This is a genomic window from Chlorobiota bacterium, assembly GCA_016700335.1.
Taxonomy (GTDB): domain Bacteria; phylum Bacteroidota; class Ignavibacteria; order OLB7; family OLB7.
Window position 1 is genome coordinate 1,604,265 of record CP065014.1, and the last position, 13,117, is coordinate 1,617,381.

Annotated in this window: 8 protein-coding genes and 2 tRNA genes; 7 read left to right on the forward strand and 3 right to left on the reverse strand. The window is 29.5% G+C overall.

Annotated elements, in window-relative coordinates:
- Positions 1-2 precede the first annotated feature (2 nt).
- From IPP08_06580 to lysA, 3 genes are all read left to right on the forward strand, one after another.
- Positions 3-1,466: a cysteine--tRNA ligase gene (locus IPP08_06580; protein QQS65455.1), complete on the forward strand. Its 1,464-nt coding sequence runs from the start codon at positions 3-5 to the stop codon at positions 1,464-1,466.
- Between the two features lie 78 nt (positions 1,467-1,544).
- A complete protein-coding gene (locus IPP08_06585) occupies positions 1,545-2,462 on the forward strand; it encodes a DUF4349 domain-containing protein (protein QQS65456.1) in 918 nt (305 codons plus the stop codon).
- A gap of 44 nt (positions 2,463-2,506) precedes the next feature.
- Entirely contained in the window at positions 2,507-3,727 is a 1,221-nt protein-coding gene (gene lysA, locus IPP08_06590; GenBank protein QQS65457.1) for a diaminopimelate decarboxylase, read from the forward strand.
- Positions 3,728-3,792: 65 nt separating this feature from the next.
- Here the strand turns inward: lysA and IPP08_06595 are convergent.
- Positions 3,793-3,877 (reverse strand) — tRNA-Leu (locus tag IPP08_06595).
- A 918-nt stretch (positions 3,878-4,795) separates the two neighbouring features.
- Here IPP08_06595 and IPP08_06600 point away from each other — a divergent pair.
- The 3 genes from IPP08_06600 to IPP08_06610 all read left to right on the forward strand — a co-directional run bounded on the left by IPP08_06600 (position 4,796) and on the right by IPP08_06610 (position 10,285).
- Positions 4,796-5,920: a hypothetical protein gene (locus IPP08_06600; GenBank protein QQS65458.1), complete on the forward strand. Its 1,125-nt coding sequence runs from the start codon at positions 4,796-4,798 to the stop codon at positions 5,918-5,920.
- Positions 5,921-5,923: 3 nt separating this feature from the next.
- Complete coding sequence (locus IPP08_06605) at positions 5,924-7,411, forward strand: hypothetical protein (protein ID QQS65459.1); 1,488 nt, start codon at positions 5,924-5,926, stop codon at positions 7,409-7,411.
- A gap of 270 nt (positions 7,412-7,681) precedes the next feature.
- On the forward strand, positions 7,682-10,285 hold the full coding sequence (locus tag IPP08_06610; protein ID QQS65460.1) for a T9SS type A sorting domain-containing protein: 2,604 nt from the start codon (positions 7,682-7,684) through the stop codon (positions 10,283-10,285).
- Positions 10,286-10,512: 227 nt separating this feature from the next.
- Here the strand turns inward: IPP08_06610 and IPP08_06615 are convergent, their stop codons facing one another.
- Both IPP08_06615 and IPP08_06620 read right to left on the reverse strand, forming a co-directional pair.
- Positions 10,513-11,517 carry an NAD-dependent isocitrate dehydrogenase gene (locus tag IPP08_06615; GenBank protein QQS65461.1) on the reverse strand — a complete coding sequence of 335 codons (1,005 nt, stop codon included), beginning with the start codon at positions 11,515-11,517 and terminating at the stop codon, positions 10,513-10,515.
- 98 nt (positions 11,518-11,615) lie between these two features.
- A tRNA-Gly gene (locus IPP08_06620) sits at positions 11,616-11,688 on the reverse strand.
- Between the two features lie 93 nt (positions 11,689-11,781).
- Here IPP08_06620 and prmA point away from each other — a divergent pair.
- Positions 11,782-13,110: a 50S ribosomal protein L11 methyltransferase gene (gene prmA, locus IPP08_06625; protein QQS65462.1), complete on the forward strand. Its 1,329-nt coding sequence runs from the start codon at positions 11,782-11,784 to the stop codon at positions 13,108-13,110.
- Positions 13,111-13,117: the final 7 nt, after the last annotated feature.

Sequence of the window (13,117 nt, forward strand, 5' to 3'; positions counted from 1 at the left end):
TTATGTTGAAAATATTTAATTCATTATCCAAAGAAAAAGAGGAGTTCATTCCGATTAATAAAGATTTAATAAGGTTGTATAGATGTGGACCTACAGTTCAAGGTAAAATGCATATTGGTCATGCAAAAACATATGTAGCATTTGATGTTGTTAGAAGATTTTTAATTCATTTATATGGAAAAAGTAATGTTCTTTATGTAATGAATATTACTGATGTTGGTCATTTAGCAGGCGATTCTGATGATGGAGAGGATAAACTTGAAGGACAAGCTTTGAAAGAAAATATATCACCCTTTGAAGTTGCTGCAAAATATGAGGAATTGTTTTTAAATGATATGGACAAGTTGAATATTATGAAACCAGATAGATTACCACATGCTTCTCAATTTGTTAGACAACAAATTGAAATGATAGAAATACTGATTTCAAAAAATTATGCTTATAAAGTTGATAGTGGATCTGTTTATTTTGATATAACAAATTATGAAATCAATAAACCATTTAATGGTAGTTTACCATATGGTTCATTATCAAGAAGATTGAAAGACGATCAGATTAATTCTGGTAGAATTGAAGTTAGATCTGAGAAAAAAGATACAAGAGATTTTGCTTTATGGAAAGGTGCAACTAAAGAAGAACATTTTATGCTTTGGCTTTCACCTTGGGGCTGGGGTTATCCTGGGTGGCATATTGAATGTTCAGCAATGTCTAAATTTTATTTAGGAGACACATTCGATATTCATATTGGTGGTTTAGATAATCAATTCCCTCATCATGAATGCGAGATTGCACAGTCTCAAGCTGCAAATGGTAAACCATTTGTAAACTATTGGATGCATAATAATATGTTAAATAATAGTGGACAAAAAATGAGCAAAAGTTTGGGTAACATGACTGATATGGATGATTTATATAAACTTATTGATCCGATTGCAATACGTTTTTTTCTTATTCAAAGTCATTATAGATCTCAATCAGAATATAGCTTTGAAGCTCTTGAAGCTTCACAAAAAGGTTTATTGAAACTTAAGAATGTATTAGTAAGATTAAAATATTTGGTTGGTGAAGTTTCTGAAGTTGATTTTAATGACTTAGATTTTATTAAAGAATTTATTGAATTTATGAATGATGATTTCAATACTCCTAATGCAATAGCATCTCTTTTTAAAGGAATAACAGATCTTCATAAATTGTTAGATCAAAAAAAAATAGATATTGATTTACTTAAAAAATACTATTCTGGATTTAAATTTTCTTTTGGGGATATTTTAGGACTAGATATTTTCAATTCCATAAAGATTGAAAGTGATGTAACTGAAAAACTAATGAAATTAATTTTTGATATTAGAAAAACTGCAAAAGTGAATAAAGACTATTCTACAAGTGACTTAATACGTGATGAGTTGAAGAATGCTGGTATTGATATTCAAGATACTAAAGATGGTCCAAGATGGAATATAAATTAATTAGTAACATATTCAGACTAACAGAGTTTAAAGATTCATATTCTAATTTAAAACTACTAATTGAAAACAAATTATTTTATGAAGAATTTTTATTTCCTATCAGTAATTTTATTCTCGACTTTCCTTTCAGCTTCTTGCCAAAAAAACGAAGATTTTAATAAGGATAGAGAAAATAATATTCCAAATATTGGTGGTATTTCAAATGCAAAGCAAGTTGAAGCCAACATGCAAAGTCCTGGAAATGTTGTTGGTGATATACAAAAATTGAATCAAGAACATGATTTTAACAAAGTTAATTCTTCAGTAGACTCTGTTTCAAAAAAAATTATTAGATCTGGTAGGTTTACTATTCAAGTTGAATCAATTGATACAGCCGAACATGCTATTACTAAAGAGTTAAATATCATAGGTGGATACATTTCAACATCAAATAGAACTGGCTCAAAAGTAACATCAAGAAGTATTGAGTTAACAATACGATTCCCATCAATTAAATTTGATACATTTGTAACATCACTAAAAAAATTCGGTAAAATAGAAAATGAGAATATTTCAACTGAAGAAGTTACTTCAGAATTTATTGATGTAACTGCAAGAATAAAAACTCAGATTGAATTAGAAGATAGAATTAAAAAGTTACTTGAAACAAAAACAGCCAAACTTGAAGACTTAGTTCAAATTGAAAGCAAACTTGCCGAAGTTAGAGGTCAAATTGAATCTTATCAAGGTAGATTAAATTATTTAAATAATCAAGTAAATTATTCTACTGTTGTTCTATCAATTCAAGAATCTGGCTCATTAGCTGATAATGATAATTTTACTTTTTTTGGTAAAATGTCAAATTCTTTTAAAGAAGGTTTTAATGGTTTGGTTAATGTTATTGGTTTTTTAATTATAGCAATTATTTCATTATTACCTGTTTTCTTAATTGTTTGGTTGATTATCAAATTCACAAAAAAATATTATCTTTCTAAAAAAAATAATTCAACTAAGTAATTAGATAAATTTTGCGTATAAATTTTAATATTCAGTTTTAAATTATGTCAACTAACGAATTAACAATAGGAGGTATTTCCAGTAGAGCTCTCGTTGAAAAATATGGTAGCCCATTATATGTCTATGATAGTGAAATTATAACTAGGCAATTTAAAAGACTTACAGATTCGTTTTCAAAATGTAAAACCAAATTTTATTATGCATGTAAAGCAAATAGCAATCCATATATCATTAAATTCATTCATGGTCTAGGAGCATGTATTGATGCGGTATCAGCAAATGAGGTTGAACTTGCTATTAAATGTGGAGTTCCTGTAAAGGACATTTTATATACACCAAATTGTGTTGCATTTAGTGAAATTGAGGAAATTGTAAACAAAGATGTAATTGTAAATATTGATAACTTATCAGTTTTAGAACATTTTGGACAAACTTTTGGAAATTCGCAACCTTGTGCAATTAGAATTAATCCCCACATTTTAGCTGGTGGAAATTCACATATTCAAACTGGACATATAGATTCAAAATTTGGAATCTCGATTCATCAATTAAGACATATTTTAAGAATAGTTAATGCATATAATATTAAAGTTACTGGTTTACACATGCATACTGGATCTGATATTGTTGATGCAAGAACATTTACTGAAGGAGCGGATATTCTTTTTTCATTAGCAATAAATTTCAAAGAATTAGATTTTATTGATTTTGGAAGCGGCTTTAAAGTACCATATAAAGCAGATGACCTTTCAACTGATATTGAAAATATAGGAGAAGAAATTTGTGGAAAATTTAATGATTTTTGTATCGAATATGGAAAGGAACTTGAACTTAGATTTGAGCCAGGTAAGTATCTAGTTAGCGAATCTGGTTTTTTATTAGTTACTGTAACTGTTGTAAAACAAACTCCATCTTGCGTATTTTTAGGAACTGATTCTGGTTTGCATCATTTGATTAGACCTATGTTATATGATTCTTATCATTCAATTATTAATGCTGATAAGCTTGACGGGGTACAAAGAGTTTACTCTGTAGTTGGATGTATTTGTGAAACTGATACCTTTGGTACTGATAGAAAAATAACTGAAACGAATGAAGGTGATATATTAGCAATTAAAAATGCTGGAGCATACTGCTTTTCTATGTCAAGTAATTACAACATGAGGTCAAAACCAGCAGAAGTTTTTATATTACATGGAGAAGATATATTAATTAGAAAAAGAGAATCTATTGATGATATTTTATTAGGATGTGTTAATTATTAAATCTATTTGTATAAGAATATTTATTATTATAAAAAAAGCTAGCAATTAATTGCTAGCTTTTTTAGTACAGAAGGCGGGGGTCGAACCCGCACGAGTGTTAAGCTCACTGGATTTTGAGTCCAGCGCGTCTGCCAGTTCCGCCACTTCTGCATAGAAAATTAAAAATGGTCAATAACCTAAATTTTAAATAGCAAAGATAACAAAGTATATCAATTTTATAAACAATTTTTTACAGCATTTAATTATAGATTATTTTTACTTACAAATTATTATTATTTAAAAACTAAACTTAAAAAACTACTTTTACAATTTATTGTTATTTATGAAGTTATTAATTTATAGTACTTAAATTTTATTTAAAATTTACTATTTTATTTACAAAAATTTATTAATTTAGTTAATTATTTTACATTTAAAGGCTACTAGTTTTTTCATTCCTAATTGTCCACATAATATGCTTATTATCAATAATACTTTTGCAATTGTAAATAATATATTTTATTAGCAATATCAATTTTCTAAAATTCGATTCAATTATTATTTTGTTCCAGATAATTCAAGTAATTGATTTCAAGTTTAGTTTCACAAGTTTGTTGAAGAGAATATTTAAGTGGCGAAATAAAATTTAATTTGAAATGAAAGCATGACAAATGTAATGAAAAAATAATTACAATATTCATTCAATAATCGTTCTGGATTTGTTGTCTAATGCTTAGATTTGTAACAGCATTAGAATGGTAAGATTGTTTCATATTATTTTTATTTATGGTAAAACAAAAATAATCAATTTTGCCTACACACTCCTAGTGTCAAAGTTTTGGTATGACCAAAAAAATAATCACAAGGAGTGCCCTATTGCTAATAACAACCTTGTGAAACTAAACACGTATTTACTAACCTTTAACAGAAAAAGAAAAATGATTTACAAATCTTTTCTAGACTTTACCAAAAGCCACCAAACCAGAACCACGAAAGCGTATCGGTTCTCAAAACCTTATGTATCAGAGCGTCAGAGCGTCAGAGCGTCAGAGCTATTGTAAACAAATTTTATTAAAAACATTTTTAGTAATGATAACAATGTATGTCCTGTATGGATTTACTGAGAACCCAAATTCAGTAAAACTCAAGCACAGAGGGGGTGGTATGCAATGTGATTCATTGCCGGGTGATGGTTTCCCTATGGTAGATTGCGGGCAAGCAATTGATAGCTTGGTAACATGTCTAGCATTTAAACACATTAAACTACTCAAATCATTCACAATACCGGGTTTTAGTTGCCCACTCTTCGCAAGTGCGAGTGTTAGAACCTGCACAAGGAAAGTTAATGTAAATGGTATAACAACAACAATAACTGAAGAGCAGGTATTTATTGATAGCATATACATATCAATGCATGCGCCGGATAGCTGCAAAACATTAACAAACTATTTAGATACACTATATAAACGTCGCGGACGAGGAGTAGTGGAGATTTCACCGGGAGTAATAGTAGGTAACACACAATTAGCAACAGATACATTAGGCTCATTCTATAAAATGTTAAGGGATAGTGCTTTTATCAATTTTGCAAGAGGAAGAATGAGAGATAGATATTTTGATTCAACTTCAAAGACCCAGATTCCTGCAAAGTGCGATACGAATGACCCGAACTGTGATAGATGTGCAAATTATTATAGGAATATACAAGGTTATTGTATGGCAGGAGATACCATTAAAAAACCGATATTAATACCAACTGTGTGGGGAGATTCTATTAAGTTTGTTGTGCCTGGAACTGTTTATCCAATAATTACTTCAAAGTATACCTTAACAGTAGATACAAGTACAAAGTATGTATCAGTAATACCAGTGATATTCATGGATACAATCAAAGTGGTTTATCCAATAATAAGTTATCGGACTTGTACTCCTACTTGTTGTCCATCATTATACAAGATGTGTTTTATAGATGCGGAAAGAGACAAAGTAACAGGTGTTCAGGGTCATTTAAGGGTAACGAAAGTAAATCTACCCAAGCCATCAAGACCAATAGGTAACCAAGCGTGTAGCTATATGAGGGATCCTAATAATCCATGGGAAGTGTCATATCCACCACTAAAAGATTGTTATGAGTTCTGCACAACAGATACCACATTGCCACAGATAAACATAAAAGGCTTACCAACATTACCAAAACAACAAAGAGTAAAATAGAGTATGAAAAATCATAAAAAATTAATTTTGCTGTTTATGCTTCTTGAAAGTTGCTTGTGTGTGAATAAATGTAATGGGCAAAAGATTTTATGGGAGAAACATTATATAGCAGATACTACAGACCTAATGCCATGGGATATGATAGAAACCGAAGATGGGCAGATTGCTATATTAAAAGTTATCTATGGTGCTTTACAAGGCTTATTGGTATTAGATAAGAATGGGGATTCGATGTACACAAAAGAGTTTCCAGTAAAGTATCATCCATCGGCATCGCATATAGATATGTATGTAACGGGCTGGCGTATAAATGAAACATTTGATAACAATTTGGTGGTAACGGGTATAATAACAAACTTAGGTTTTGATAATAGTGGATATATCTATTACAGGAAGATGAAAAAAGGAGATGGTGAGTTAATAAGTGATCTGTGGTATCTGCCAGGCTACCCAGCCGGGCATGATAGGTTCGCCTCTGAATACGTCAGTGGGGTTTATGGACCAAGTTGTGTGTATAATAAGTTTTCAAATACATTTTCATTTTTCTGTGGCTACGATGCAGAGTTTACCAAAAGTGATTCAACGGGGAAGATATTAACCAGAGTTCTCCATGATGAGTTACAGGAGAAAGATAAACTTATTTATACGGGTAACCTAATACTAACCAAAGATGGAGGATATATGGGAACATGCTATTATGTTTTCAGAGATGTTTATCAAACTCCAGCAGACATTCCAATAATAGTTCGGTTAGATAGTGTAGGTAAATTATTATGGAAGACGACCATTTATGATTCAAATTATCATTTTAATTGTTGTGATATAAAAGAGACAAAAGATGGTGGCTGTATAGCATTGGTCTGCCATAATGTAATGAAGAACTATTATTTGTATAAATTAAATAAGGTGGGTGAAATAGAATGGCATAAGGAGTATACTCCCAATAGGGGCTATAGGTTATTTTTGAACACGGTAATAGAGGATAAAAATGGTGGCTATACGATAAGTTACAAAGGGAAGGATAGCATAAATTACAGATATTTTATAGATAAAGTAAGCCAATCAGGGAAAGAGGAATGGAGTTATGAATTAGATACAATGCGAAGTGATTATTTTGGTTATAGTTTTATTCAGCTTAAAGATGGGAACTATTTGTTAGCAGGAGAAAAAGAGAAAGGTCATTTGTATGTAGCAAAAATAGAGCCATTAAAGTTAGGAGTTGAAGAAGAAAATAAATTGGTAACTATAGGAGGTATCAATTTAAAGAATGATAGAATAGAGTTTGAATTAGGAAAGTCGGGAGATGTGGAGATAGAAATTTCAAATTCAATTGGAGAAAGGATTAAGAGTTATAGGTTTGAGAAGATGAAAGTGGGTAAGCAGGAGTTCAAATTGAATCTGAATGAGTTTACATCAGGAGTGTATTTAGTTCGTATTAGGTCTGAATTAAGTGGTAATTGGAGCGTTGGAAAGTTTATGTTAAAAAAGTAAAAAGAATTAAGAACAAAGGGGCTTTTGCTGCCTCTTTGTTCTTTTCAATATTACAGGATAGCGAATAATAGCAATTACAAAAATATAGAACTGTCTGGTTAAAATACTTTGTAACATTATAGGCAGAAGATATATTTCGACTTCAGTCAATATGAAACTTGACAATTTCAAAATAAACTTAGTTTGAATGTTTTAACTTATTTATAGTTTTTTGACTTTTGAATATTTTATTTCTAGTTATTCTTTTTTTCAACTAAATCATTTGAAATTATGAGAACAAATTTATCAATCAGGACTGCATTATTCTCAGTTTTATTTCTAAGTTTATTAACTTTAAACCTAGACGTACTTACAGTTAAGAAAAAATATTTTAAAAAAAATGAAAATGAGAAAGAAAAACTAGATGGTTCAGATTTGGCAATATTGCAAGAAATCGAATTAACTAAAGATCCTAGTTTAGGAATTGTACCACACGATAGATTATTTAAAGCAATAAAATACACGAATTCATTAAATAAAATTAATTCAACTTCAATTACTTGGAACAACTTAGGTCCTAAAGATGTAGGTGGTAGAACAAGATGTATAATGGTTGACCCGAATGAATCAACTTTGAATACTGTATGGATAGGTTCTGTTGGTGGTGGCCTTTGGAAAACAAACAACGTAACTTTAGCAAATCCTACTTGGTTACCTGTTGATGAACTTCTAGCAAATTTAGCTGTAACAACTATTACTTATAATCCAAATAATAGTAATGAGTTTTACTTCGGAACAGGAGAAGGTTGGTATAATAGCGATGCAATTCGAGGTGATGGAATATTTAAATCATCTAATGGAGGAGTTACTTTTACACAACTTTCTAGCACTGCAAACAACTCTAATTTTAGATATATTCAGAAAATTATATGCCATCCTTCATTAGGTATTTTCGCAGGAACTTCAACTGGAGTATTTAGATCAACTGATAATGGTTCATCTTGGAGTTCAGTTTTATCCGGAGCTTGTTCGGATTTAGAAGTCGGTTCTGATAATACTATTTATGCTTCAATTGGAATTTTTTCTACTGATGGTATATATTCTTCAACAACAGGAGTATCTGGAAGTTGGGTTAAAAGAAATAATAGCTCAAACGGTTTCCCTACTAGTGGCTTTTATAGAATAGAAATAGCTTGCGCTCAAAACAATGCAAATGTTCTATATGCTTTGACTCAAAGTGCTAGTAATAATGGTATTTACAATATTTATAAAACAACTAATAAATGTGTTACATGGACTACATGTAAGAAGCCTACTGATTCAGACCCTGGAATTGGTTCTGACTTTACTCGTGGGCAAGCTTGGTATGATTTAGCATTATCAGTAGATCCTAATAATTCAAGTACTTTATTGATTGGTGGAATAAATTTATTTAAATCTACTAATAGTGGTGCTAATTGGTCTCAATTATCACATTGGTATGGAGGATATGGTAAGCAATATGTTCATGCAGATAATCATTCTATTGTATTTAAACCAGGTAATTCAAGTATAATATATTTTGGAAATGATGGAGGAATTTTTTCTTCAACAAATGGTGGATCTACTATTAGTTCAAAAAATAGTAATTATTGTGTAACACAATTGTTTGCATGTGCAACACATCCAACATCAAATTTGTTTTTATCAGGTGCTCAAGATAACGGATCTTTTAAATACAATAGTTTAACATTAAATACTGGGAATCAAGTAACAGGTGGTGATGGAGCATATTGCCATATAGATCAAAATCAAACTCAATATCAATTCACTGCATATGTATATAATAATTATTATAGATCAACTAATTCTGGTTCTACATTTTCTAGTGTTACATTATCTGGAAATACTGGAGCTAGCTTTATAAATCCAACAACTTATGATAATGTTTCAAATGTTATGTACTGCAGCGACGTAGGAAGATATTGCAGATGGAATAATCCTCAATCTGGGAATTCTCATACAATGATAACTGTTTCCAATTTTGGGAGTTCAGCAAAGATTACTTCACTTAAAGTATCTCCAAATGTTTCAAATAGAGTTTACTTTGGTTTATCAAATGGAAGAGTAATTTATGTTGACAATGCTAACTCGGTAAGTAGTTCTTCTGGGAATTATATAAATAATTTTTCAGGTGTTCCAACAGGATCAGTTTCTTGCATCGAAGTAGAACCGAGTAATGAAAATCATATTATCATTACTTATTCAAACTATGGTATTTCAAGTATTTGGGAAACTAAAAATGGTGGGTCTAATTGGGTTAACATTGAAAATAATTTACCTGATATGCCAATAAGATGGGCATTGTTAAATCCTTTAAATAATAGACAAGTATTCCTTGCAACTGAACTTGGGGTTTGGACTACAGATTCATTGTTTGGAAATAATACTACTTGGTATCCAATCAATTTAGGATTAGCAAATGTTTCTACAAGAATGCTATCTATTCGAAATGATAATTTAATTATTGCAGCTACACATGGCAGAGGGTTATATTATTCTGAATCATTGGTATCATTTAATCAAAATAAAAAAATTAAAGATTCAGATGTTTTAGATTCAATTAAAGCTGTTAAAAGTAAATTGATTACAAACCAAGAAACAGGTTCCTCAAAACTTTTGGTAAATGTTTATCCAAATCCATTCAATAAGAATTTGAAAATTAAAGCATTTAGTAATAATGAAGAGTTAATAAATTTAAGTATTTACAATTTAAAAGGTGGATTAGTATATAGTTGTAATATAACATCTTTAAATGAAAATTTAATTGATCTTAGCTTTTTAAGTAATGGGAACTATCTTGCAAAATTTGATTCTAAGAATGAACATTCAACATTGAAAATTGTCAAGGAATAATGAAAAAAGTATATTATTTATATATACTTGATTGTATCTGTTATATCGCATTAAGAATTTAAATAATTATAAAAATTTATTTAAAAAATCATTGTATTTAACATAAGTTAATAATTTATATTTAATATAATTCTATTTATGTTAAATATAATAAAAATAAATCCCCTAATATCGGTAATTTTAGGGGATTTTATTTAAAATTAGACTTATCATTTAATAAATAATAATTACATATTTCTAATTATAGCATTTGTCATTTCAATAGTACCTACACCATTAACATTTAAATCTTTTGTACAATATTCACCATCTTTAAGAACTTTTATCAAGGAATTTTTTATTTTATCGGCACAATCTTTAAAGCCAATATGATTAAGTAATAGTATCCCAGCTAAAAGTAATGCAGATGGATTAGCTAAATTTTTACCTGTTATATCAGGTGCAGAGCCATGCACGGCTTCAAAGATAGCTACTTTTTTTCCTAAGTTTGCTCCTGGGGCAAGCCCTAAACCTCCAATCAAACCACTTGCTAAATCAGATAAAATATCTCCGAACAAATTAGTAGTAACTATTATATCAAACTGTTCTGGTTTGATTACCAGTTGCATACACATATTATCGATAATTTTATCATTGCATTTTATTGATGGGTATTCTAATGCAATTTTTCTTCCAATTTCTAAAAACATTCCAGAAGTGAATTTCAATATGTTTGCTTTATGAACTATTGTAATTTCTTTTCTATTATTCTGAATTGCATATTCAAAAGCAGATCTAATAATTCGTTCTGAACCTTGACGGGTAACAACAGCAACCGATTCAGCTCTGTTATGAGAATCATCTGTGTAACATTCAATTCCAGAATACAAACCTTCTGTGTTTTCTCTAAAAATGATTAAATCTATATTTGAGAATTTAGATTTAACTCCTTCAAAACTTTTTATTGGTCTGTAATTTGCAAACAAATCAAATTCTCTCCTTAACTCAACATTTACACTTCTAAACCCATCTCCTATTGGAGTTGTTAAAGGTCCTTTTAAAGTTACTTTATGTTCATGTATTAAATTTATAGTTTTATCAGGTAATGGATTACCATATTTCTCAAATGCTCCTAATCCAGCTTCAGCTTCAACCCACTCAATTTCAGCTCCTGAAGCATTAATAATTGAAATTACAGATTCTACTATACTAGGACCTATTCCATCTCCAGGTATATAAACAACTTTTTTCATTTTTTATTACAATATAATTATGATATCTATAAAACAAACTGTCCTGTCATCTGCTAGAGAATGACAGGACAATTTGCCTTAACAACTATGAAAACAAGAGCGAGAAACGAGACTCGAACTCGCGACATCAACCTTGGCAAGGTTGCGCTCTACCAACTGAGCTATTCCCGCGTATTTCAATGGCGGCAAAAATAAGATTTTGAATAATACTATGCAAGAGAAAATAAATTTAGTTTATTTTTGTCAACACTTTTTTACAAATTCATGTTTAAAAAAAAATTAGGACAAGAACCATCAATTGAGGAAATAGTTATTGCTTACAATTCAAAAGCAATAGAATCTGCTTTTAAGTTAACTCAAGTTATTTTTGATAATTCAGAAAAAACAATAAATGAACTAGAAGTAATTTTAGATAAATTACATTTTGAGTTGAATGAATCTAACTTTAAAAAAAAAATTGGACTAGGTCCCAATGAAAATGACCGGGAACAATGGGCTAATTTATGGGGATTTTATCTAGGAGAAACACTAAGAAATATATTTGGTGGTAAATGGGTTTATGGGAATTCTGAAGCACCAAACATACCATGTTTGGAATTAGAAAATAGTTTATGTATTTTCCCTACTGCAAAGGTTTTTAAAAGATTGGAGAATGGTAAAACAGATTCAATTTCTGATTATTTATTATTAATTAAAAAAAGAAATCAAATTGTAATTTCATTTAAATTTCATTTAATCATGAAACAATATACTTCACTTACTTGTTTTTCCGATATACATACATTACAGATTTTATCAGCTGTTGCAGGCATGTTGCCTATTTCTGGAATTCAAGATAATGATAGTTCTGTAGTTCTTTTTTTTGATGAAGGGAATTACAATTCTGATATTAAAAGTACTTTACTTTCTTGGACTGATAACGTTGAAATTCAATTCTTAGAAGAAAAAGTTGAAGAACGAAATTGGAATTCTGAGTTTGAGAAATCTTTAGAACCTATTCGAATTTCTGATAATTTGATTATAACACAAACTTGGAATCAGGATTTTAAAGAAAATGAAAATGATTATATTATTTATATTGATCCAAAAATGTCATTTGGTACTGGGCATCATGAAAGTACTAGATTAATTTCCAGGTTGATGTTAGCAATGGAATTTAATGATATGAAAGTTTTAGATGTAGGTACTGGAACAGGAATATTAGCAATTTTAGCTATTCTAAAAAATGCAAAACATGTTTTAGCTTTTGATAACAATGAATGGGCAGTCAATAACGCAAACGAGAATTTTAAAATTAATAAAGTTGATTCAAAAGTAGATAATAGGTTATGTGAAATTAAAGAAATTGTTGAAAATGATTTTGACATTGTACTAATGAATATTCATAGAAATTTAATTATTGAATTAATCCCTGAAATTTTAAAAAGAGTGAAATTAAATGAAAAATTTTCAATTCTTACTTCAGGAGTTTTAATAGAAGATTATGATAGTTTATTAGAAACACTTAAACTTTATAATTTATACCCTTATAAGGAAGCAAAAGAAAATGAATGGATAGCTACCCAATTCAAAATATCAAGTATAAAAAATTAATAAAATT